Source organism: Streptomyces sp. Ag109_O5-10, from assembly GCF_900105755.1.
GTDB lineage: Bacteria > Actinomycetota > Actinomycetes > Streptomycetales > Streptomycetaceae > Streptomyces.
Genome location: NZ_FNTQ01000001.1, coordinates 8,157,902 through 8,179,768, shown reverse-complemented (window position 1 = coordinate 8,179,768; position 21,867 = coordinate 8,157,902). Strand labels below are relative to the sequence as shown.

At 72.5% G+C, this 21,867-nt stretch carries 19 protein-coding genes; 8 read left to right on the top strand and 11 right to left on the bottom strand.

The window, feature by feature from the left end; translation table 11 throughout:
* Nucleotides 1-12 precede the first annotated feature (12 nt).
* The 4 genes from BLW82_RS37265 to BLW82_RS37250 all read right to left on the bottom strand — a co-directional run bounded on the left by BLW82_RS37265 (nucleotide 13) and on the right by BLW82_RS37250 (nucleotide 2,200).
* Nucleotides 13-357 carry a GNAT family N-acetyltransferase gene (locus BLW82_RS37265; RefSeq protein ID WP_093506061.1) on the bottom strand — a complete coding sequence of 115 codons (345 nt, stop codon included), beginning with the start codon at nucleotides 355-357 and terminating at the stop codon, nucleotides 13-15.
* A gap of 21 nt (nucleotides 358-378) precedes the next feature.
* A complete protein-coding gene (panD, locus tag BLW82_RS37260; protein ID WP_093506059.1) occupies nucleotides 379-798 on the bottom strand; it encodes an aspartate 1-decarboxylase in 420 nt (139 codons plus the stop codon).
* Between the two features lie 84 nt (nucleotides 799-882).
* Nucleotides 883-1,242: an STAS domain-containing protein gene (locus BLW82_RS37255; RefSeq protein WP_093506057.1), complete on the bottom strand. Its 360-nt coding sequence runs from the start codon at nucleotides 1,240-1,242 to the stop codon at nucleotides 883-885.
* A 523-nt stretch (nucleotides 1,243-1,765) separates the two neighbouring features.
* Entirely contained in the window at nucleotides 1,766-2,200 is a 435-nt protein-coding gene (locus BLW82_RS37250) for a MarR family transcriptional regulator (RefSeq protein WP_093506055.1), read from the bottom strand.
* A 200-nt stretch (nucleotides 2,201-2,400) separates the two neighbouring features.
* On the opposite strand from BLW82_RS37250, the gene BLW82_RS37245 reads away from it, so the two are divergent.
* A complete protein-coding gene (locus tag BLW82_RS37245; protein ID WP_093506053.1) occupies nucleotides 2,401-3,573 on the top strand; it encodes a PP2C family protein-serine/threonine phosphatase in 1,173 nt (390 codons plus the stop codon).
* A 99-nt stretch (nucleotides 3,574-3,672) separates the two neighbouring features.
* Here BLW82_RS37245 and BLW82_RS37240 read toward each other — a convergent pair whose 3' ends face one another.
* The 3 genes from BLW82_RS37240 to BLW82_RS37230 all read right to left on the bottom strand — a co-directional run bounded on the left by BLW82_RS37240 (nucleotide 3,673) and on the right by BLW82_RS37230 (nucleotide 5,154).
* A complete protein-coding gene (locus BLW82_RS37240) occupies nucleotides 3,673-4,161 on the bottom strand; it encodes a MarR family winged helix-turn-helix transcriptional regulator (RefSeq protein WP_093506051.1) in 489 nt (162 codons plus the stop codon).
* Nucleotides 4,162-4,320: 159 nt separating this feature from the next.
* Nucleotides 4,321-4,548 carry a DUF5133 domain-containing protein gene (locus tag BLW82_RS37235; RefSeq protein ID WP_093506049.1) on the bottom strand — a complete coding sequence of 76 codons (228 nt, stop codon included), beginning with the start codon at nucleotides 4,546-4,548 and terminating at the stop codon, nucleotides 4,321-4,323.
* Nucleotides 4,549-4,686: 138 nt separating this feature from the next.
* Complete coding sequence (locus BLW82_RS37230; protein WP_256216078.1) at nucleotides 4,687-5,154, bottom strand: ATP-binding protein; 468 nt, start codon at nucleotides 5,152-5,154, stop codon at nucleotides 4,687-4,689.
* A 208-nt stretch (nucleotides 5,155-5,362) separates the two neighbouring features.
* Between BLW82_RS37230 and BLW82_RS37225 the strand changes: the two genes are divergently transcribed.
* The 7 genes from BLW82_RS37225 to BLW82_RS37200 all read left to right on the top strand — a co-directional run bounded on the left by BLW82_RS37225 (nucleotide 5,363) and on the right by BLW82_RS37200 (nucleotide 15,911).
* The gene (locus tag BLW82_RS37225; protein ID WP_256216077.1) at nucleotides 5,363-5,728 is read left to right on the top strand and encodes an STAS domain-containing protein; all 366 of its coding nucleotides are present in this window, start codon (nucleotides 5,363-5,365) and stop codon (nucleotides 5,726-5,728) included.
* Nucleotides 5,729-6,055: 327 nt separating this feature from the next.
* On the top strand, nucleotides 6,056-10,321 hold the full coding sequence (locus tag BLW82_RS37220; RefSeq protein WP_371131520.1) for a HAMP domain-containing protein: 4,266 nt from the start codon (nucleotides 6,056-6,058) through the stop codon (nucleotides 10,319-10,321).
* 140 nt (nucleotides 10,322-10,461) lie between these two features.
* Nucleotides 10,462-13,029 (top strand): SpoIIE family protein phosphatase, encoded by a 2,568-nt coding sequence (locus BLW82_RS37215; RefSeq protein ID WP_256216076.1) that lies wholly within the window; start codon nucleotides 10,462-10,464, stop codon nucleotides 13,027-13,029.
* Between the two features lie 43 nt (nucleotides 13,030-13,072).
* Nucleotides 13,073-13,429 carry a PRC-barrel domain-containing protein gene (locus tag BLW82_RS37210; RefSeq protein WP_093506041.1) on the top strand — a complete coding sequence of 119 codons (357 nt, stop codon included), beginning with the start codon at nucleotides 13,073-13,075 and terminating at the stop codon, nucleotides 13,427-13,429.
* A gap of 25 nt (nucleotides 13,430-13,454) precedes the next feature.
* Nucleotides 13,455-13,628, top strand: coding sequence for a hypothetical protein (locus BLW82_RS44720; RefSeq protein ID WP_177233189.1), 174 nt, complete (start codon nucleotides 13,455-13,457; stop codon nucleotides 13,626-13,628).
* A 61-nt stretch (nucleotides 13,629-13,689) separates the two neighbouring features.
* Nucleotides 13,690-14,157, top strand: a complete 468-nt coding sequence (locus tag BLW82_RS37205; protein WP_177233188.1) for a MarR family winged helix-turn-helix transcriptional regulator — start codon at nucleotides 13,690-13,692, stop codon at nucleotides 14,155-14,157.
* 116 nt (nucleotides 14,158-14,273) lie between these two features.
* Nucleotides 14,274-15,911, top strand: a complete 1,638-nt coding sequence (locus BLW82_RS37200; RefSeq protein ID WP_371131519.1) for an MFS transporter — start codon at nucleotides 14,274-14,276, stop codon at nucleotides 15,909-15,911.
* On the opposite strand, the gene BLW82_RS37195 is transcribed toward BLW82_RS37200, so the two are convergent.
* The 4 genes from BLW82_RS37195 to BLW82_RS37180 all read right to left on the bottom strand — a co-directional run bounded on the left by BLW82_RS37195 (nucleotide 15,889) and on the right by BLW82_RS37180 (nucleotide 21,867).
* Nucleotides 15,889-17,976, bottom strand: coding sequence for a xanthine dehydrogenase family protein molybdopterin-binding subunit (locus BLW82_RS37195; protein WP_093506039.1), 2,088 nt, complete (start codon nucleotides 17,974-17,976; stop codon nucleotides 15,889-15,891). The two genes, BLW82_RS37200 and BLW82_RS37195, sit on opposite strands and share 23 nt — an antisense overlap.
* 35 nt (nucleotides 17,977-18,011) lie before the next feature.
* Nucleotides 18,012-19,007 carry an FAD binding domain-containing protein gene (locus BLW82_RS37190; protein WP_093506037.1) on the bottom strand — a complete coding sequence of 332 codons (996 nt, stop codon included), beginning with the start codon at nucleotides 19,005-19,007 and terminating at the stop codon, nucleotides 18,012-18,014.
* Nucleotides 19,004-19,534 (bottom strand): (2Fe-2S)-binding protein, encoded by a 531-nt coding sequence (locus tag BLW82_RS37185; protein WP_177233348.1) that lies wholly within the window; start codon nucleotides 19,532-19,534, stop codon nucleotides 19,004-19,006. Before BLW82_RS37185 ends, BLW82_RS37190 begins: the two co-directional genes overlap by 4 nt.
* Nucleotides 19,535-19,680: 146 nt before the next feature.
* Nucleotides 19,681-21,867 (bottom strand): RICIN domain-containing protein, encoded by a 2,187-nt coding sequence (locus BLW82_RS37180; protein ID WP_093506033.1) that lies wholly within the window; start codon nucleotides 21,865-21,867, stop codon nucleotides 19,681-19,683.

Below are 21,867 nucleotides of genomic sequence, written 5' to 3'. Positions count from 1 at the left end.
AGGCCGCGTCGCTCAGAAGCGGCCGGGGTGGGCGACCAGCCACTCCTTCGCCGCGCGGAGCAGCTCGGGGTCCGGTGCCGGCGCCACGTCGGGGTGGCGCTCGGCCCACCTGACGACGTACGGGCACAGCGGGGCCACCGGGATCTCCTCGCGCTCGGAGATCGCGTACAACTCGCGGGCGAGGGAGCCCGCGATGCCCTTCCCCTCGTGCTCGGGCTGCACGATGGTGTGGACGGGCACGAGGGCCCGGGAGGGCGACTCCAGGACGAAGTACTCGATGTGGCCGACGACTTCGTCGCCGGCGACCGCCTCCAGACGTCCGGCCGCCCGGTCGTCGCGGATCTCGATGTCGCTCATGTCGCCCTCCTGGTCCTTCGGTCAGGCCGACACGGCCTGCGGGCTGCGCTCCTGGTCCGAGCCCGGTACCGGCTCGGACGGGTCGGCGCCGAGGGCCACGACCCGGTTGCCGTGGTCGACGTGCACGACCCGCGGCCGAAGCGTACGCGCCTCGGCGTCGGTGACCTGAGCGTAGCTGATGATGATCACCAGGTCTCCGGGGTGCACGAGATGGGCGGCCGCCCCGTTGATCCCGACGACCCCGGAGCCCCGCTCGCCCTCGATGACATAGGTCTCCAGCCTGGCGCCGTTGGTGATGTCGACGATGTGGACCAGCTCGCCCGGCAGCAGGTCGGCGGCGTCGAGGAGGTCGGCGTCGATGGTCACGGATCCCACGTAGTGCAGGTCGGCCTGGGTGACGGTGGCGCGGTGGATCTTGGACTTGAACATGGTACGAAGCACGAGGAACTCCCGATTCGTCTGCTCCCTGCCTGCTTCCGCAGGTCAAGGGCGGTCACTGGAGGCTACCTCGGTTCGCGCGTGCGGTCAGCCGCCGTCCGTCCCGGTGTATCCGGGACGGACGTCCGTGACGGTGAACAGCTCCGCGGTGCCGCTGATCTCCAGGAGCCGGCTGACGGCGGCCCGCAGGGGTCCCACCAGCACGAGGGTCCTGCCGTCGGCCCGGTGGCGGTGGCGGGCCCGGACGAGCGCGTTGAGCAGCATGCTGTCGGCGAAGGTGACCCCGGCGAGGTCGACCGCCGTGACGGGCATCCCCGCCCGGTCGGCCGCCTCCCAGGCGCGCTCGAAGTCGGCGACGTCGTCGTAGTCGACCTCGCCCCGCACGGTGACCACGACGACCTGTGCACGGCGGTCGACGCGCACGCTCAGTTCGGGGGCCGGGTGCATGGCGCCATCCTCCCGTCGCCGGTCCTCGTGGGGCCGCCGGGGCCTGTGGGGGCGGACCGGACGGCCGGGCCGCTCCCCGTGGGCGCCGTCACAGCCTGGGCGACGAACGTCATGCGGTCCCTCTCGGGGGGTACACGGATGGCTGTCGGGTTCGCGAACGGGCGGACGCGACCGCACGACGGCGGTGCGTGGAGGGCCGGTGCGGCCACCACGGAGACACGGCCGTCGCGAGCGCACCGCGCCCGGGTCGCGGACCGGGAAGCGCTTCCGGTCACCCGTGCGCCTCCGGCGTCCGGGTCGTACCGCGCGGTCACCGCGGACCGCGTCGGCAAGAGGTCTCCGAAGGGAGTGAGGAGCACGCGAAGAACAGTTGCCGTTTGACAACAATAGCCATGAGGCAACAGAGTAGCCGCGTCGGACGTACACGGGGAAGGACCTGGAATGATCCGGTGGACGGAGACCGCTCCGGGCACCGCCCGCCATCGCCGTGAAGCGGTGGTGGCACCGGCGCCGTGAGGGCTCTTCAGGCGGTCCGGCTGTCGGAGTCCGGAGCCTCGTCGTGTATCTGCGTGGCCGCGGTGGCACAGAACGCCTCCAGGCCCTCCAGCAGGGCAACGCGCTTGGCCGCGGGCATGTCGGCCAGCACCTTCTGCAACTCGTTCTCCCGGCGGGCGCGCAGATCGGCGAGGAAGAGGCGCCCCCGGGTGCTGAGATGGAGCCGCACCTCGCGCCGGTCCTCCGGACTCACCACGCGCTCGACGAAACCCGCGGCCTGCAGCCGGTCACACAGCCGGCTCGTCGACGGCGGGGTGGAGGCGAGGAACTCGGCGAGGGTCCGCAGGTTGATGCCCTCGTGGTGCTCGAGGATGTGCAGCACGCGCAGCTGGGAGGCGGAGGTGGGCGCGGTCGATGCCCGGCCCCAGACGACCTCCAGCAGCTCGACGGCCCGCGTGGTCACGCGTGCGACCTCTTCGGGCTCAGGACGACGGCGGAAGGCAGTCACGGTCACACTCTCGCAGGCACTGGGGTGCCTCTCAGCGTACTAGCCGCCGCCACCGGCCATGGACACCTCGGGACGACAGACGCGGCTCCGCACGGAGCCCGGCGCCGCCGCCGGGCCCGCACGTTGTCAGGAGAAAGATTGGTGCATCCCCCATCGTGAACAGATTCGAAACCGCTGAACGCGCCCTGCGCGCAGCGGCTCCCCACGAACTGCTGGACGCCGTCCGCCTCGTGCTGGCCGAGCGGTACGACGCGACGGACGCCGAGCTGTTCATGGCCGACTACAGCCTGACGGTGCTCCAGCCGGTGTCGGTGGCGCCGCACAACCTGGCGCCGGTACCGGTGCACGGCAGCCCGGCCGGCCGGGCCTTCGGCTCCCAGGAGCCCTACTGCGAGGAAGGCCGGGGCCGGCCGGCCCGGGTCCATCTGCCGGTGAGCGTGCGCGGCGACCGGCTCGGCGTGCTCACCGTGACGCTGAACGGCAGCGAGGCGGCCGCCGACCGCGTCGCGGAACTCGCCGAGATCGCCGACGCGCTGGCGCACGAGGTGATCGTGGCCGAGCGCGACACGGACCTGTACCTCCAGGCCCGGCGCAAGGACCGGCTCACCCTGGCCGCGGAGATGCAGTGGCACCTGCTGCCCGGCCGCTCCTGTTCCCGGCCGGAGTACGACCTGGCCTGCCAGCTGGAGCCGGCCTACGCCGTCTTCGGGGACAACTTCGACTGGTCGGCCACGTCCGACCGGCTGATGCTGTACGTCACGAACGGCATGGGCGAGGGCATAGAGGCGGCCCTGCTGACCAACCTCGCCGTCAGCGCCCTGCGCAACGCGCGGCGCGCCGGAATCTCCCTCGAGGACCAGGCGGCCCTGGCCGACCAGGCCGTCTACGCCCACTACCGGGGCCGCCGCTACCTGTCCGTCCTGATGCTGGACCTCGAGCTGACGACGGGCCGGGCGAAAGTGGTGGACGCCGGCTCACCCCAGCTGCTGCGGCTGCGCGGCGGCACTGTCGATCGCGTGCCCTTCGAGGCGCAGCTGCCGCTGGGCATGTTCGAGGAGACGGACTACGTGGCGCAGGACTTCGCCGTCGAGCCCGGGGACCGGCTCGTCTTCGTCAGCGACGGCGTGCACGCGGTGCGCTCCCCCAAGGGCGAGACGTACGGCGAGCGGGCGCTGGCCCGGGCCATCCAGTCCACTCGCCTGCTGCCGGCCGCCGAGGTGCCGCGCGCCGTTCTGCGCGAGCTGGCGGGTCATCGCGGCGACGCCGTCGCGGCGGACGACGACGCGCTGGTCGTGTGCCTCGACTGGCGGGGGCGGACGCGGTCGTGACGCCGTGACGTGAGGCGGCGTCCGCGTTCCCGGACGCCCGGCTGCCGACCGCCGGGCCCGGAAACGGTCTCGTGCTCGCTCTGTACGTCCGCACGTACGTCAGGCGGTTCCGTCCTCGTCTCCCGTCCCGGCGTCCAGTGCGGCCAGAAACCCGCGGAGCCCTCGCCCGAGGGCCTCGGCATCGGCCGGCTCCATGGCACCGAGGGCGACGGCGAGCCGCCGCGCCCTGCGGGAGGCCACCTCGTCGAGCGCCTGCCGGCCCTGCCTCGTCACATGCAGTCGCACCACGCGCCGGTTACGCGGATGCAGCTCCCGCTCCAGCAGGGCGGCCGCCTCCAGCCGGTCGCAGAGCCGGCTGGCGGCGGGCAGCCCGATGTCCATCCGCACGGCCAGGGCGGTGAGGTTGATCCCCGGTTGCCCGTCCATGACGCGCAGGGCGCGCAGCTGGTGCGACGACAGCCGCACGCTCGCGCCCTGCGCGGCGACCGACCACAGGTTCGTGAGGCACTCGACGGCGTCGGCCATCGACACGGCCAGCGCGGTGAGGCCGTCCGACGGGCCGTCCCCGGCACCACTGAGACCAGTCACGAGGTTTCGCTTTCCGACATCGCCTGTCCATGCAGGTACCACCTTGTTCTCTCGCGGTACCCGACCGGCGGCCGGTCACGCCCCGCCGCCTTGCCGCCGCCTCGGCCTCCACAGCATCTGCACGAGTCGCGGTGCGGGGCGGGCCACGGTCCTCCGCGGTCAGGCGGAGAGCAGGGAGTCGTCCTCGACGCGGGCACCGGGCAGGCGGTACCGGGCCACGACCAGGGCGGCGTCGATGTCACTGGTGCCGGTCGCCACACACAGTGTGTAGGCGATGTCCGCCATCCGGCGGCGTACGACCTCGTCGCCCTCGTCCGCGTGCAGGGTGCGCAGTGTCTCGTACTGCTCCATCAGGTCCGTCAGTACGGCGGGGTGTGCCAAGAGCATCGGGGGCCTCCTGCGTGTCGACCGTTCGCGTGGATCATGCAGCGGCCCGTCTGCCCCGGCCGTCGCGGTTCAATCCCCGAGGGTGCCGAGCGCCCTCAGGTCGCCGCGGGCCCCTCGCCTCTCCGCCTCCGGCGGCTCCTACCGGCCACCCGTCCGGCCACCGTCACCGGCCGGCCGCCCGAGTCCCAGCAGCGGGTCGTCGAAGAGCGCGAGCCTGACGGTGACACACTTGCCCACGGGCTCACGGCGTGCCTCGAAGCCCTGCACCACCGCCAGCACGATCTCCAGTCCGTGCTGGCCCACCCGTCCGGCGTCGGCGGCCCGCGCCAGCGGCAGCGTGGGATCGGTGTCCCAGACCTCGATCTCCACCACGCCGTCGACGACGCGCAGGTGCAGCAGCACCGGTCCCGGCGCGTACTTCAGCGCGTTGGTGACCAGTTCGCTGACCACCAGCTGTGCCGCGCCCATCGTGCGCGAGGTGACCGGCAGTCCGTGCTCGGACTGAGCCCTGGTCAGGAACTCCGACGTCCGGTCCCGCGCGCCGGCGATACAGCCGTCCGCCCCGTCCAGGGCGATGGTGACCTCGGCAGGTGCGGCTTCCGGCATCCGGGAACACTCCTCGGGCGGGACAGGCCGCTCCCTGCCACTGACATGCGATACCCCGTTCATGAGCGCGCGTCTACCCGGCCTTCCCGGCGGTATTCCCGTACTCCGGGAAGTTGTCCGGGACCACGGGTGCATCACCGCCGGGATCCTGGGCAGCGTTGGCTACAGGAAGGGGGCTCGACCCGTACCGAGGGCGCAGAGGACGGACGTGGCAGACGACCAGGAAACTGTGGGACGCGGCGAGTTGGCCGTGGTCCGCGCGGATGTCGACGGCATCGCCGTGCTCGGCGTCCGCGGTGAGATCGACTACCAGAGCGTGGGCGTGCTGACGCGGGCGATGCCCCCGGCCGACCCCACCACCGGCCCCCGGGTCGTCGTCGACCTCAGCGAGGTCACCTTCATGGATTCCAGCGGCGTCAACGCACTCGTCGCCGCCCACCACGCCACCCGGGCCGTGCGGGGATGGCTGCGCCTGGCGGGCGCCCACGGGCCGGTACTGCGCACCGTGCAGCTGGTGGGCCTCGACGCCGTCGCACCCTGTCACCCGACCGTCGCGGAGGCCATCGCGGCCTGACGGCCGGGACCGCGTCACCGGCGGCGACCGCGACCACGCGAGCGGCGGCGGGGACCGGTTCCGCCGACGGCCAAAACCGGTTCAGGTACCCCTGGACGGCCTTGCCATGCCTCTTGTTTCCGCTGTTCTTCGGTGCGCCGCGGACTTCACGCCGACCTTTTGTTGCTGCACGACAACTGAGTTAGTCTGCGATCGATTTCCCGTCGGCCGGAGCCGTCGAGCGCGGCGTCGCCACTGGTGGTGGGGGTGCGTGGCGCCGGCCTGGTTCCGGGTCCTCGGGGTGGGATCCTGCGAAGCGGAACGAGGGTGGGCATGGCCGGCACGTCGATGGACGCCCAGGTACGGGGCCCGGGCGAGCAGGAGCTGCGGCAGCTGCTCGCCGGACTGACAGCGGTACGCGACGGCGACTTCGGCACCCGCCTGCCGTCCGACGGCACGGGTCTGCTCGGCGACATCGCCACGGTGTTCAACGGCATGGTGGACCAGTTGTCCCTGTTCACCTCGGAGGTGACGCGGGTCGCCCGCGAGGTGGGCACCGAGGGCACGCTGGGCGGGCAGGCCGAGGTGCCCGGGGTCTCCGGCACCTGGGCGGACCTGACCGAGTCGGTCAACGCCATGGCGGGCAACCTCACCACCCAGGTCCGCGACATCGCCCAGGTGGCGACGGCGGTGGCCAAGGGCGACCTGTCCCAGAAGATCGACGTGCCCGCGCGCGGCGAGATCCTGCAGCTGAAGGAGACCGTCAACACGATGGTCGACCAGCTGTCCTCGTTCGCCGCCGAGGTCACCCGCGTCGCCCGCGAGGTCGGCAGCGAGGGGCGGCTCGGCGGTCAGGCGCAGGTGCCCGGGGTGGGCGGGGTCTGGCGCGACCTCACGGATTCGGTCAATTTCATGGCCGGGAACCTCACCTCCCAGGTCCGCAACGTCGCCCAGGTGACGACCGCGGTGGCGCAGGGCGACCTCTCCCAGAAGATCACCGTCGACGCCCGCGGCGAGATCCTCGAACTCAAGAACACCATCAACACCATGGTCGACCAGCTCTCCGCCTTCGCCGACGAGGTCACCCGCGTCGCCCGCGAGGTCGGCACCGAGGGGCGCCTGGGCGGGCAGGCCGACGTCAAGGGCGTCAAGGGCACCTGGCGCGACCTGACGGACTCCGTGAACTTCATGGCGGGCAACCTCACCGCGCAGGTCCGCAACGTCGCCCAGGTGGCCACCGCGGTGGCGCAGGGCGACCTCTCCCAGAAGATCACCGTCGACGCCCGCGGCGAGATCCTCGAACTCAAGAACACCATCAACACCATGGTCGACCAGCTCTCCGCCTTCGCCGACGAGGTCACCCGCGTCGCCCGCGAGGTCGGCACCGAGGGCAATCTCGGCGGTCAGGCGATCGCCCGCGGTGTCTCGGGGACCTGGAAGGACCTCACGGACAACGTCAACGTGATGGCGTCCAACCTGACCGGGCAGGTCCGCTCCATCGCCCAGGTCGCCACGGCGGTGGCGCGCGGCGACCTCTCCCAGAAGATCACCGTGGAGGCCAAGGGCGAGGTCGCCGCGCTGGCCGATGTCATCAACACCATGGTCGACACCCTGTCGGCGTTCGCCGACGAGGTGACCCGGGTCGCCCGCGAGGTCGGCACCGAGGGCCGGCTCGGCGGTCAGGCGCACGTGCCGAACGTGGCCGGCACCTGGAAGGACCTGACGGACAACGTCAACTCGATGGCCAACAACCTCACCGGGCAGGTGCGCAACATCGCCCTGGTGACGACCGCGGTGGCGGGCGGCGACCTGTCGAAGAAGATCGACGTGGACGCCCGCGGCGAGATCCTGGAGCTGAAGACCACCATCAACACGATGGTCGACCAGCTGTCCTCGTTCGCCGCCGAGGTCACCCGCGTCGCCCGCGAGGTCGGCAGCGAGGGCCGGCTCGGCGGCCAGGCCGAGGTGGAGGGCGTCGAGGGCACCTGGAAGCGGCTGACGGAGAACGTCAACGAGCTGGCCGGGAACCTCACCCGGCAGGTCCGCGCGATCGCCGAGGTCGCCAGCGCCGTCGCCGAAGGGGACCTGACCCGCTCGATCACCGTGGAGGCCTCCGGCGAGGTCGCCGAGCTCAAGGACAACATCAACGCGATGGTGGGGTCCCTGCGCGAGACCACCCGGGCCAACCAGGAGCAGGACTGGCTCAAGACCAACCTCGCCCGTATCTCCGGCCTGATGCAGGGCCACCGCGAGCTGCCCGTCGTGGCCGAGCTGATCATGGACGAGCTGACCCCGCTGGTGTCGGCCCAGTACGGCGCGTTCTACCTGGCGGAGGACACCGCGCGCGGTCCCGAGCTGCGCCTGGTCGGCTCGTACGGGGCTCCGGACGACCCGGACCGGCCCACCAGGATCCCGGTCGGCCGCTCCCTGGTCGGACAGGCGGCGCGCAACCGGCGCCCCGTCACCGTGGACGAGCTTCCGGAGGGCTACGTCACCATCTCCTCCGGCCTCGGGCAGGCGCTGCCCCGCGCCCTCGTGGTGCTGCCCATCGTGGTCGAGGAGCAGGTCCTGGGCGTCATCGAGCTGGCCTCGCTGACCCGCTTCACGCAGATCCACCAGGACTTCCTGGCGCAGCTGATGCCGACCATCGGCGTCAACCTCAACACCATCGTGGCCAATGCCCGCACCGACGAGCTGCTGGAGGAGTCCCAGCGCCTGACCGCCGAACTGCAGTCGCGGTCGGAGGAGTTGCAGGTGCAGCAGGAGGAACTGCAGCGCTCCAACGCGGAGCTGGAGGAGAAGGCGTCCCTGCTGGTCGACCAGAACCGCGACATCGAGGCCAAGAACCTGCAGATCGAGCAGGCCCGGCAGGAGCTGGAGACCCGGGCGCAGCAGCTGGCGCTGGCCTCGAAGTACAAGTCGGAGTTCCTGGCCAACATGAGCCACGAGCTGCGCACCCCGCTCAACAGCCTGCTGATCCTCGCCCAGTTGCTGGCGCAGAACCCGTCGCGCAACCTCACGCCCAAGCAGGTCGAGTACGCGGGCATCATCCACTCGGCAGGGTCGGACCTGCTGCAGCTGATCAACGACATCCTCGACCTGTCCAAGGTGGAGGCCGGCAAGATGGACGTCGCTCCCGAGCGGGTCCCGCTGCGCCAGTTGCTGGACTACGTCGAGGCGACGTTCCGGCCGATGACCTCGCAGAAGAGCCTGGACTTCGCGGTGGCCACCGCTCCGGGAACCCCCGCCGACCTGCTCACCGACGACTCCCGGCTGCGCCAGATCCTGCGCAACCTGCTGTCCAACGCGGTGAAGTTCACCGAGGAGGGCGGGGTCCGGCTGCGGATCGAACCGGCCGCCGACGAGGAGGTGCCGCCGGGGGTGCACCGCGGCGGCCCGGTGGTGGCCTTCCGGGTCGTCGACACCGGCATCGGCATCCCCCAGCAGCAACTGGAGACGATCTTCGGCGCGTTCCAGCAGGCCGACGGGACCACCAGCCGCAAGTACGGCGGCACCGGCCTGGGTCTGTCCATCACCCGGGAGATCGCGCACCTGCTCGGAGGTGCCGTCACGGTCGACAGCACGCCGGGGCAGGGCAGCACGTTCACGCTCTACCTGCCCGTCGCCCGCGACGACTTCGAGGAAGTCCTGGAGGCCGGGGGCCGGCCGGTGGAACACCACCACGAGCAGGCCGACGGTTGCGTGGAGCCGTCGGCGCCCCGCGCTCTGCCCGCTCCGGCGGCCGCCGAGCCGCGCAGGCGACGGCTGCTGGTGATCGAGGAGCGGCCGCGCGGGCTGCTCACGCTGGTCGCCGAGCGGGCCGTGGCGGACATCGCGCAGCGCCCGGACGACCCGCACGGGGACATCGACATCATCACCGCGGTCGGGGCGCAGGAGGCGGCGAGCACCCTGGCCACGCAGGCCTGCCACTGTGTCGTGCTGGAGCTCGGCATGCCCGGCCAGGAGGGCGCGAGCTTCCTGGAGGCCATGCGCGGTGACTCGGCGCTGGCCAGCGTGCCGGTGCTGGTGCACACCGGGCACCGGGTGGACCTGGCCCAGGAACAGGGGCTGCGGGCCCTGGCCGGCGGCCGGCCGCTGGACTTCCTGGCCAGCCTGGACGAGCTGCGCGAGCGCATCACGCTGCACCTGGCGGCCGAACAGCCCGGCGACGTGCTGTCGCTCGTGCGCGCCGAGGACTCGCACCCGCCGGCCGCGCAGGTCATCGACGACGCCTTCCAGGGCCGGACGGTCCTGGTGGTCGACGACGACGCCCGCAACCTCTTCGCCCTGAGCGGGGTGCTGGAGCTGCACGGCTTCCAGGTCCTGCACGCCGACAACGGCCGCAAGGGCATCGAGATGCTGCTCGCGCACCCCGACGTCTGCCTGGTCCTGATGGACGTGATGATGCCGGAGATGGACGGCTACGCCGCCACCGCGGAGATCCGCGCCATGCCCCAGTACACGGAGCTGCCCATCATCGCCGTGACCGCCAAGGCCATGCCGGGCGACCAGGAGAAGAGCCTCGCCTCGGGGGCCAACGACTACGTCACCAAACCCGTCGACACCGGGGACCTCATCGGCCGTGTCCGGCGCTGGCTGTCCGGGCCCGGGTGAGCACGCGGCACGGCCGCACCGTCCACCAGCCGACCGCGTGACGCCCTACGGCGTCCCAGCCGAGGAACATACTGACCGTGAGCGACCTCCATCGACCGCCCGATCCCCATGCCCCGCGGCTCCCGGCGGGCGCTCGGCCCATGCCGGACGAGACCGGGCCGGCGGGCATCACACCGGCCGACGCCGGCGCCGACAGAGCGCATGCGGCCGCCGACGTGAGCCACGCCACCGTCGGTACGACCGAGGCCACCGGCGGTACGACCGACGTGACCGCCGGGACCGCGGCCGGGACCGCCGGGGCCGCGGCCGGTGCCGTCGGGACCGCGGCCGGTGCCGTCGGCGGCCCGGCCGAGCCCGGCGGACCGTCGCCCGTCGGCCGGCTCACCGCGACCGTGGAGCGGCTGCGCCGGGAGGTGCGGGCGGCGCAGGCGGAGGCCGACGGGCGTGCCCTGATCGAACTGGCCAAGGGCATCCTGGTCGAACGGCTGCGCTGCGGCCCGGCACAGGCGGCGCGGCAGCTGGCCGAGCTGGCCGGTCAGGCGGGCGTGACACCCCTCGAGTTCGCGGTCGACGTCATCAACCAGGCGGCCCGCGACCGGCTCTCGGAGGTGACCGCGGCCTTCCTCGCGGCCACCGCGGACGAAGCCCGGCCCGCGGAGCCGGCGGAGGGCCGCTCCTCGGCCGTACGGCTGCGGGCCGCCGAGAGCGGCGCGCTGGCCGCCCACGACACCCAGGCCGTGGCCGACTCCCTGCTGGAACACGCCCTGACACCGCTCGGTGCCGAGGCGGTGGCCATCTGGGCCCTGGGCACCGACGGCTCGCTCGCCCTCGCGGGCTCCGCGGGGTTCCCGGCCGCCGAGGCCGGGCGGTGGCGGCACGTGCCGCCGGGGGTGACGACCGTGGCCCGCCGGGGGCTGGCGCGGCGCGCGGGCCACTGGATCCGCAGCCTGGCCGAGACGGGGGTGCCGTCCATCGGCCAGCACCAGCATCCGGAGGGCGGCCGGGTCGCCGTGCCGGCCGGGACCGGCGGACGGATCCACGGTGTCCTGGAGATCGCCTGGCCCACCCCGCTGGACCCCCCTCCCCCGCCCGTCGTCCGTCAGATCGAGGCACTGGCCGAGCTGTGCGCGCACACCCTGGAGACCTACGCCCGGCATGACCCGGACGGCGCCTACGGCCCGCGCGTGCTGCCCGACGTGTCGGAGCTGGTGGACCTGGCCGACGGGCTCCACGACCCGGCCCTGGTGCTCGTTCCGGTGCTGGACGTCGACGGGGACCTCACCGACTTCCGCATCCACCACGTCAACAGCCGCTTCCTGGATCCGGCGGGCCGCCCCCGGGGCGTCGTCAACGGGGCGCTGCTGCTGGAGACGTACCCGGTGGCCGCCGGTCACAGCGAGCTCTTCGAACGGATCGAGCGCGTCCACGCCACCGGCGAGCCCTACCGTGCCCACCGCATGCGGCTGACCGCCCTGGTCGACGAGGTGCCGCTCGCGGCGGTCGCCGACATCAACATCAGTCGGCACGGGAACTGCGTGCTGCTCGTCTGGCGCATCGAGGACGAGACGGCCCGGCTCGCCAGCCTGCTCCAGCACGCCCAGCGCCTGGGCCGCATCGGCGGCTTCGAGGAGAACCTGCTCACCGCGGAGATCACCTGGAACGGGCAGCTGTACGAGCTCTTCGGCAGACCCGCCTCCAGTGTCCCGGTGGCGCTGGAGGAGCTGCCCGCGCACGCCCATCCGGACGACGCCGTGGCCATCGGACGGTTCCTGCGCACCCTGTTCCACCACCGCCGGGCGGCGTCCACCGCGTTCCGCCTGCAGCGGCCGGACGGGGTCACCCGGCACATCCGGGTCGTGGCCGAACCGGTCCTCGACTCCGACGGCCAGCTGTACGTCGTACGCGGCGCCTACCAGGACATCTCCGCCCAGCACTGGACCGAGGTCGCCCTCGCCGCCACCCGGGACCAGCTCGCCCACACCGAGCAGCAGGCCAGCGAGCGCAACCGGCTCACCCTCCAGCTGCAGCACGCCATCATGCCGCCCGAGCAGATTCCGCTGGCGGTTCCCGGGCTGGACCTGACCGTGCGCTACCGGCCGGCGGAGACCCAGCACCTGGTCGGCGGCGACTGGTACGACGCGGTCGTGCTGCCGTCCGGACGGGTGCTGCTGTGCGTGGGGGACGTCGCCGGGCACGGCATCGACGCGGCCACCAGCATGGTCGTCCTGCGCAACGCGCTGCGCGGACTCGCCGTGACCGGCGCCGGGCCGGGGCAGTTGCTGTCCTGGCTCAACATGGTGACCCACCACCTCACCGGCGCGGTCACCGCCACCGCGGTGTGCGGCCTCTACGACCCCGACCGCCACACCCTGCGCTGGGCCCGGGCCGGCCACCTGCCGCCGGTCCTGCTGCGCGCCGGCGAGGCGGAGCCGCTGCCCCTGGTGCGGGGCATACTGCTGGGTGCCCTGCCGGAGGCCGAGTACCAGGAGCACGAGGTGCAACTCGCGGTCGACGACACCCTGCTGATGTACACGGACGGCCTGGTCGAACGCCGTGACCGGTCCGTGGAGGAGTCCCTCGCGCAGCTGCTGAAGGCCGCCCGCACGGTGCCCCCGGCCCTGGACCAGCAGGTGGACCGGCTGCTGGCGCACAGCCGGTCCGACACCGACGACGACACGTGTGTGGTGGGCATCCGCGTGGCTCCATGACTGCCGGGGTCCGCACCGGGTACCTGCAGGATGGAGGTGCCCGATGTTCGAAGCAACCGACATCCGAGAGTGGCGCGGCCATGACGTCGTCGACGTCGCCGGGCACAGGATCGGCGTGCTGGAGTCGGTCTACGTGGACACCACGACCGACAGGCCCCGCTTCGTGACCGTGACGGTCGGGCTGCCCACCCGCCGCCGCCTGGTGTTCGTCCCGGTCGCCGAGGCGACCGTCGGCCCGGCCTACCTGAAGGTCGCGTACCGCAAGGACGTGGTCAAGAAGGCCCCGTCGATCGACACCGACGGCGAGCTGCCGGCGGCCGCGGAGCCGGCGGTGTTCGCGCACTACGAACTCGATTACGTCCCGGGTGCGGGCGGCGAGCGCCGCCTGGCCCGCCGCTGACCACCGAGCCCGTCCGGGAGAGCCGATGAGTCTGTTCCTGCTCCTGATCCTCGTGGCCCTCGTCCTCGGCATCATCGGATTCGCCGTCCACGGGCTGTTCTATCTGCTCGTCATCGGTGCCGCCGTGTTCCTCGCCGACCTCGGCTACGCCGCGTTCCGGCTGCGGCGCGGCGGCCGGCGCCACCGCCTGGCCCGCTGATCGCGGTATTTACTAACGGTAGGTTGAGCAGTTCGGACTGTTCAACCTAGTGTTAGTACACGTGAAGGCAGACACAACCGCCGATGGCGGCGGTATACGCGACCTGAGCGACGCCGGCCGGCTCGCCTCCGACCTCCGGCTCGCGGTGGGCCGGGTGACGCGGCGGCTGCGGCAGGCGCACGCCGTGGGGGACGTGTCCCTGTCGGGCGTGTCCGTCCTTGCGCGGCTCGCGGGCGAGGGTCCGGACTCCCCGAGCGCCCTCGCCGAGACGGAACGGGTGCGGCCGCAGGCCATGGCGAGCACCCTCGCCCAGCTCGAACAGCGCGGCCTGGTCCGTCGTACCCCGGACGCCGCGGACGGGCGGCGGAGCATCGTGGCGGCCACCGACGAGGGGCGGGCGGTGCTCGCCGAGCGGCGCTCCGAGTCGGTCCAGCGGCTCGCGGCCGTACTCGACACGTTCTCCGAGCAGGAGCGCGCGACGCTCGGGGCCGCCCTGCCGCTCCTCGACCGGCTGGCGGAGCGGCTGTGAGCGGGCACGGGTGGTCCGCCGCCCTGCGCTCCGCCCGCCGCAAGGACACCCCCGCCGGGCCCGGTTACAAGTGGGTCGCGCTGTCGAACACCACGCTCGGCGTGCTGATCGCCACGATGGACGCGTCGATCGTGATCATCTCGCTGCCGGCGATCTTCCGCGGCATCGGGCTCGACCCGCTCGCGCCGGGCAACATCGGCTATCTGCTCTGGATGATCCTCGGCTACCTGCTGGTGTCCGCCGTGCTGGTGGTCGTGCTCGGGCGGCTCGGCGACATGTTCGGCCGGGTGAGGATCTACAACCTGGGCTTCCTGATCTTCGCGTGCGCGTCGGTGGCGCTGTCGCTCGATCCGTTCCGCGCGGGGGCGGGCGCCCTGTGGCTGATCCTGTGGCGGATCGTGCAGGCCTTCGGCGGGTCGATGCTCACGGCCAACTCGGCCGCCATCCTGACCGACGCGTTCCCGGCCCGGCAGCGCGGCATGGCCCTCGGCGTCAACCAGATCACCGCGCTGGCCGGGCAGTTCCTCGGTCTGCTGGCGGGCGGTCTGCTCGCCGTCGTCGACTGGCGTGCGGTGTTCTGGGTGAGCGTCCCGGTCAGCATCACCGGCACGATCTGGTCGTACCTGAGCCTGCGCGAGACCTCGACGGGCCGCCCCGGCCGGGTCGACTGGCTCGGCAACCTCACCTTCGCGGCCGGCGCCGGCATCCTGCTGGCCGGGATCACCTACGGGATCCAGCCCTACGGCGACAGCGCCACCGGCTGGGGGAACCCGTGGGTACTGACCGGCCTGATCGGCGGCGTGGCCCTGCTGCTGGCCTTCTGCGTCATCGAGACGCGGGTCGCCGAGCCCATGTTCAACCTGGCGCTGTTCCGGAACCGGGCGTTCGCGGCGGGCAACGTGGCCGCGCTGCTGACCTCGATCGCGCGCGGCGGCCTGCAGTTCATGCTCATCATCTGGCTGCAGGGCATCTGGCTGCCGCTGCACGGCTACGACTTCGAGGACACCCCGCTGTGGGCCGGCATCTTCATGCTCCCGCTGACGCTGGGCTTCCTGATCGCGGGGCCGGTGTCCGGGTACCTGTCGGACCGGTTCGGCGCCCGGTTCTTCTCCACCGCGGGTCTGCTCGTCGTCACCGCGTCCTTCCTGGGGCTGCTCGCCCTGCCCGTCGACTTCGACTACGGGCTGTTCGCGGCGCTGCTGCTGCTCAACGGCCTCGGCCAGGGCATGTTCTCGGCGCCCAACACCTCGTCGATCATGGGCAGTGTGCCGGCCGCGTACCGGGGCGTCGCCTCGGGCATGCGGTCCACCTTCCAGAACTCCGGCACGGCGCTGTCCATCGGCGTCTTCTTCTCACTGATGGTGTCCGGGCTCGCCTCCTCGCTCCCGTCGACGCTGAAGAGCGGCCTGGTGGCGCACGGCGTGCCGGCCGCCTCCGCCGCACACGCCGCGTCGCTGCCGCCGGTGAGCACGCTGTTCGCGACGTTCCTCGGCAACAACCCGGTCCAGCACCTGCTCGCCTCGGAGGGTGTCCTGGACCATGTCAGCAAGGCCCAGCGGGCCGTCCTGACCGGCCACACCTTCTTCCCGCAGCTGGTCTCGGGCCCCTTCCACCACGGCCTGGCCATCGTCTTCGGCGTGGCCGCCGGCATGGCCCTGGTCTCCGCGGTGGCCTCCGCCCTGCGCGGCGGCCACCGGCCCGCCGAAGGGCAGCAGGCCCCGGTCACGAAGGTCACCGTGCGTTCAAAGCGGTGAGGATCCGGTCCGGGGTCAGCGGCAGGGTGCGGAAGCGGATGCCCGTGGCGTGGTGGACGGCGTTGCCGACGGCGGCGGGGGTGCCCACCATGCCGATCTCGCCGACGCCCTTGGCGCCCATGGGGTTGAGGTGCGGGTCGTCCTCGTCGATCCAGTACGCCTCGATGTCGGGGACGTCGGCGTGCGCGGGGATGTGGTAGGCGGCCAGGTCGGCCTCCGCGAAGTCGCCGTGGGCCGCGTCCACCGTGCTGCCCTCGGTCAGGGCCATGCCCAGGCCCATCGTCATGCCGCCGACGAACTGGGAGCGCGCGGTACGGGAGTTGAGGATGTGCCCGGCCGCGTAGACGCCGAGCAGCCGGCGCACCCGGACCTCGCCGGTGACGGTGTCGACGGCGACTTCCGCGAAGTGGGCGCCGAACGCGTGGCGGGCGTAGGGGCTGTCGGCGTCGGCGCGCCCGCTGGTGTCGGCGCGCACCCCGATCCCCCGCTCGGGCAGCGGCCCGGTGTGGTCCGCGAGCCGGGTCAGCAGCCGGGCGCAGGCCTCGTACACCGCCCAGCCCCAGGAGGCGGTTCCGGAGGAGCCGCCCGCCACCGGTGCCGGGGGCAGGTCGCTGTCGCCGATCTCGGTACGGACCCGGTGCAGGGGTACGCCGAGCGCGTCGGCGGCGATCTGGGCGAGGACGGTACGGGCGCCGGTGCCGATGTCGGCGGCGTTCACGCGGATCCGGTAGCCGCCGTCCGGGCAGGCCTCGGCGGTCGCCGTGCACGGGTAGGCCAGCACCGGGTAGGTGGCGGCGGCCACCCCGGTGCCGATCAGCAGCGGGCCCTCGGCGCGGCGCACCCGGCGGTTCCAGCCGAACCGGCGGGCGCCCTCGCGCAGGCACTCGACGAGGTGCCTGCTGCTGAAGGGCAGGCCGCCGGCCGGTTCACGGTCGGGTTCGTTGCGGATCCGCAGCTCGACGGGGTCCGTGCCGAGCGCGTCGGCCAGTTCGTCCATCGCCGACTCCAGGGCGTACATGCCGGTGGCCTCGCCGGGTGCGCGCATCCAGGAGGGGCTGGGCACGTCCAGCGGGACGACGTGGTGCACGTAGTACAGGTTCGAGGTGGCGTACATGACCCCGGAGGTCGTGCCCGCCATCTCCACGAAGGACCGGACGGGCGAGGTGTGGGTGGTCACGTCGTGCAGGAGGGCGGTGAGCCGGCCGTCCCGGGTCGCGCCCAGCCGCATCCGGTTGAGGGTGGGGGCGCGGTGGCCGACGACCGTGGGCAGGTGGCGGCGCGGGTAGACCAGGGTGACCGGCCGGCCGGTGTGCCGGGCGGCCATGGCGGCGAGGACCACGTCCGGGCGCGCGGAGCCCTTGGACCCGAAGCCGCCGCCGACGTGCTCGGCCCGCACCGTGATCCGGTCGACGGGCAGGGCGAACAGCCCGGCGAGCACGCTGCGGACGTCGCTCGTGCCCTGGCTGGAGGTGTACACCGTGAGCCGGCCGCGGTCCCAGTACGCGGTGCTCGCGTGGGGCTCCATCGGGTGGTTGTGCAGCGGCGGGGTGCGGTAGGTGACGTCCAGGCGGACGGGGGCCTCGGCAAAGGCGGCCTCCGGATCGCCGCGCCGGCAGCGGGCGGGCTGGCCGCCGTTGGCCTCCTCCGGTTCGCGGGCGCCCGGGTGGCCGGGGGTGAAGACGACGTCATGGCCGACGGTGTCGTAGGTGATCCGTACGGCGGCGGCTCCGGCGCGGGCCGCTTCCAGGGTCTCGGCGACCACCAGGGCGACGCACCAGCCCCGGTGCGGTACGTCGGGGCTCTGGAGCAGGGCGAGGGTGGCGTCCTCGGGTTCGGCGAGGTGCGGGGCGTTCTCGTGGGTGAGGACGGTGAGGACGCCGGGGACGGCGCGGGCCGGGCCGGTGTCGATGCCGGTGATCCGGCCGCGGGCCACCGTGGCGGGGACGGCGCGGGCGTGCACGCGGCCGGGCAGCGGGTGCTCGGCGGCGTAGCGGGCGGCGCCGGTGACCTTTGCGAGCCCTTCCCGGCGCTCGACCGGACTGCCGAGGGCGGCGGTGCGGGCCATGGGGACCTCCGGGGTCGGAGTGGAACGCTCCGTGGTCAGAGCGGGACGGCCGCGGGGGCGAGCCGGGCCAGGACGTCCAGGGCGAGGTTGCGGGCGAGGGGCACTTTGTAGGCGTTGTCCGGCAGCGGGCGGGCGGCGGCGAGTTCCAGGTCGACGGCGCTGGCGAAGACCGCCGGGGTGGCCGCCTCGCCCAGCAGGGCCGCCTCCGCGACCCGGGCCCGCCAGGGCCGGTGGGCGAGGCCGCCGAAGGCCAGGCCCACCTGGGTGACCAGCTCGCCTGCGACGCGCAGGACGACGGCGACGGAGGCGAGGGCGAAGGCGTACGACGCCCGGTCGCGGGCCTTGCGGTAGGCGGAGGGCGCGCCGGCCGTGGCCGCGGGCAGCAGCACCCCGGTGATCAGCTCGCCGGGGCGGAGTTCGGTGTCCCGCTCGGGGTGGTCCTCGGGCAGCCGGTGGAAGTCGGTCAGGTCCAGGGTGCGGGCGCCCTCGGGGCCGTAGAGCTCGACGCGGGCGTCGAGGGCGGCGAGGGCCACGGCCATGTCGGAGGGGTTGGTGGCGATGCAGTGCGGGGAGTGGCCGAGGACCGCGTGGTCGCGGTGGACGCCGTCGAGTGCGCCGCAGCCGCTGCCCGGCTCGCGTTTGTTGCAGGGCTTGCCGGGGTCCTGGAAGTAGCCGCAGCGGGTGCGCTGGAGAAGGTTGCCGCCGGTCGTCGCGACGTTGCGCAGCTGGCCGGAGGCGCCGGCGAGCAGGGCCTGGGACAGCACCGGGTAGCGGTCGCGGACGAGCGGGTGGGCGGCGAGGTCGCTGTTGCGGACGGTGGCGCCGATGCGCAGGGCGCCGTCCGGCAGCTGTTCCAGCCGGTCCAGCGGGAGGCGGCTGACGTCGATCAGCGCGGTGGGCTGTTCGACGCCGAGCTTCATGAGGTCGACGAGGTTGGTGCCGCCGGCCAGGTAGTGGGCGCCGGGGCGGGCGGCGAAGGCCTCGACGGCCTCCTCGGGGGTGCGGACGCGGACGTAGTCGAAGGACCTCACGGGATCACGTCCTCGACCGCCTCGACGATGCGCGGGTAGGCCCCGCACCGGCACAGGTTGCCGCTGAGCCGCTCGCGGATCTCGGGCCGGTCCAGCGGGACGGGCCGGCCGGAGGGCGCGGCGGGGTCGGTGACCTGCGACGGGTGTCCGGCGGCGGCCTCGGCGAGCATGCCGACGGCGGAGCAGATCTGGCCGGGTGTGCAGTAGCCGCACTGGAAGGCGTCCCGGTCGAGGAAGGCACGTTGCAGCGGGTGGGGGCCCTCGCCGTCGGCGGGCAGGCCCTCGATCGTGGTGATCTCGCTGCCGTCGAGGGCGACGGCGAGCAGCAGGCAGCTGTTCACCCGGCGGCCGGCGGCCAGCACGGTGCAGGCACCGCACTGGCCGTGGTCGCAGCCCTTCTTGGCGCCGGTCAGGCCGAGGTCCTCGCGGAGCACGTCCAGGAGGACGCGCCGGTGGTCGAGGAGCAGGGTGTGCGGTTTGCCGTTGACCCGGAGGGTGGTTTCGGAGCGCTGGATCTCACTGCCCATGGCGTGCCTGACTTCCGGACTGGCCGTGCTGCCGTTCGGTCCGGGTATCCAGGTCACGCCGTTTCCACACGCGCCGTCCGCGGGACGACCGTGGGTGACCCGGCAGAGACACCGGGTCACCCACCGTCCGGCTCAGGTACCGACGGTCACGGGTACGAGGTCAGGTTCGCCACGTTGGTCGACGAGTTCGACGGGCCTCCGCTGTTGTCGATGACGTGGGTGATGGTGCCGGTACCGCCGAGGGAGACCGTGACCATGCTGGTGAACTTGACGTTCGAGTTGGTCGGCGCCTCGATCGCGTGGTCGGCGACGACGCCCGGGTTGGTGCTGAAGTAGCAGTAGCTGCCGAGGCCGTACGCCTGGTGGCTGGTGACCGAGTCGGCGACCTTGTAGGCCGCATAGCCCTTGGTCGAGCCGTTCATCCAGGCCGACTGGTTCGGCGGGTCGTACGGCATCTCGTTCTGGTAGAAGTACGTCTTGCCGCCGTTGCCGTTCCAGATGGTCTGGTACTTCTGGAAGTGCTCGACGAACAGGCCGTACATGGTCACGTTGTTGCCGTTGACGATCAGTCCGGTGTCGGCGGTGTTGGTGGTCCAGCCGACGCCGGAGCCGTGGTCGGCGCGCCAGATCCACATGTGGTCGCCGATGACGTTGCTGCTGTTGACGACCAGGCTGGTGGTGGCCTTGCCGACGCCCGCGCCGCCGACGCGGAAGTACACGTCGTGCAGCGAGGTCGGGTCGGACGCGTGCGAGGCCGAGGAGCCGCTCGGGCCGACCTCCACCAGGGTGGCGGAGTTGGTGGTGCCGGCGTCGAAGAGCAGGCCCGCGATGTTGACGCCGTCCACGTCGGCGACCTTCATGGCGGTGACGCCGTTGTCCGGGACGAAGGTGGCGAGGCCGAGGCCCAGGACGACGGTGTCGGCGCGGTTGATCTGCAGGGTCTGGTCGAGGTGGTAGACACCCGGGGTGACCAGGAGGTTCTTGCCCGCCGTCAGGGCCGCGTTGATCTGGGAGGCGGTGGCGCCCGGCTTCACGACGTAGAAGCTGTCGAGGGAGAGGGACGTACCGGCCGCCGAGCCCGAGGTCCAGCTGGTGCCGGAGGAGTTGGTGCGGGTGGACGGGACGAACACCTGGTAGTTGCCGGAGCCGTCGACGTACAGGAACGGCTTCTCACGCGAGGCCGGGCTCTGCGCGACCGTGGTGTCCGGCGGGCTGGGGAAGGTGGTGGAGGGCACGCCCGTGCTGCCGACGAAGACCATGTTCCAGTTGGAGCCGGTCCAGCTGCCGAGCTGTGAGTTGCGGGTCAGCCACTGCTGCTGGCTGCCGGAGTTGACCTGCCCGTTGATCTGGCTGTCGGCGATCAGGCCGCCGCTGGACCAGCCGCCGTCGTCCAGGGCCAGGTTGCCGCGCAGGTGGACCCGCCGGTAGGCGGACGCCTGCGAGACCGCCCAGCGGTCGCTGCCGCCGGCCGGGTTGACGGAGAGGTTCTCGGCGCCGCGCCAGAAGTTCTGGGTGGCGTTGCCCTGGAACCAGTCGGCCTCCGCGTGCACCGCGCCGTTGATGGAGACCGCGTCGGGCGACAGGCCCAGGCCGAGCACCTGCGTGTAGAAGCCGACGTTGACGTCCGCGTTGTAGGCGCCGGGCTTGAACATCACCGCGTAGCGCTGGGAGCCGAACTGGTTGGTCTCCTGCTGCTGGAAGATGGAGTTCAGCTTGCTCTGGATGGTCGACGCGGACATCGACGGGTCGAAGACGACCACATTGGAGCCGAGGTCCGGGTTGCTCGACTGGGTGACCGGGACGACCTGGAACCGCTGGGCCTGCGTGCCGTTGCAGGTGTACTGGACGAACTGCACGCTGTCCGCGGTCGAGGCGCCGGGGTCGTCGAGGCACTTGCCGCTGTTGCGGTTGACGAAGTGGTAGGCGCCGCCGCCGTCGTCGACGGGCAGCCACTGCTGGTTGTTGCCGCCGCCGTAGGTCCACATCTGCACGGCCGCGTTGTCGGCCGTGGAGACGTCGGTGACGTCCAGGACCTCGTTGGTGTTGTTCGCGTTGCTGATGCGGACGTAGCCGCCACTGGTGGCGGTGAAACTCCACTGCTGGGCGGTGGTGTTGTTGCAGGTGTACTGCTGGACGACGGTGCCGTCGGCGGTGGCGGCGGCCTTGGCGTCCACGCACTTGCCGCTGGCCGCGTTGAGCAGGGTGGTGTTGCCGCTGGGGAGCGTGGCGGCGGACGCGGGCGAGGCGGCGCCCGCCGCGGTGAGCAGGGAGGCGGCGACAACGGCCACCGCTGCGGCGGCCGTTGCTCTGCGGCCCCGGGGAAGGGAAGGCAC

Coding starts and splice junctions, on each gene's coding strand:
- BLW82_RS37195 (WP_093506039.1), bottom strand. CDS start 17,976: ATGGCCCGCACCGCCGCCCTCGGCAGTCCGGTCGAGCGCCGGGAAGGG.
- BLW82_RS37220 (WP_371131520.1), top strand. CDS start 6,056: ATGGACGCCCAGGTACGGGGCCCGGGCGAGCAGGAGCTGCGGCAGCTG.
- BLW82_RS37230 (WP_256216078.1), bottom strand. CDS start 5,154: ATGCCGGAAGCCGCACCTGCCGAGGTCACCATCGCCCTGGACGGGGCG.
- BLW82_RS37265 (WP_093506061.1), bottom strand. CDS start 357: ATGAGCGACATCGAGATCCGCGACGACCGGGCGGCCGGACGTCTGGAG.
- BLW82_RS37255 (WP_093506057.1), bottom strand. CDS start 1,242: ATGCACCCGGCCCCCGAACTGAGCGTGCGCGTCGACCGCCGTGCACAG.
- BLW82_RS37185 (WP_177233348.1), bottom strand. CDS start 19,534: ATGGGCAGTGAGATCCAGCGCTCCGAAACCACCCTCCGGGTCAACGGC.
- BLW82_RS37200 (WP_371131519.1), top strand. CDS start 14,274: ATGGACGCGTCGATCGTGATCATCTCGCTGCCGGCGATCTTCCGCGGC.
- BLW82_RS37210 (WP_093506041.1), top strand. CDS start 13,073: ATGTTCGAAGCAACCGACATCCGAGAGTGGCGCGGCCATGACGTCGTC.
- BLW82_RS44720 (WP_177233189.1), top strand. CDS start 13,455: ATGAGTCTGTTCCTGCTCCTGATCCTCGTGGCCCTCGTCCTCGGCATC.
- BLW82_RS37235 (WP_093506049.1), bottom strand. CDS start 4,548: ATGCTCTTGGCACACCCCGCCGTACTGACGGACCTGATGGAGCAGTAC.
- BLW82_RS37215 (WP_256216076.1), top strand. CDS start 10,462: ATGCCGGACGAGACCGGGCCGGCGGGCATCACACCGGCCGACGCCGGC.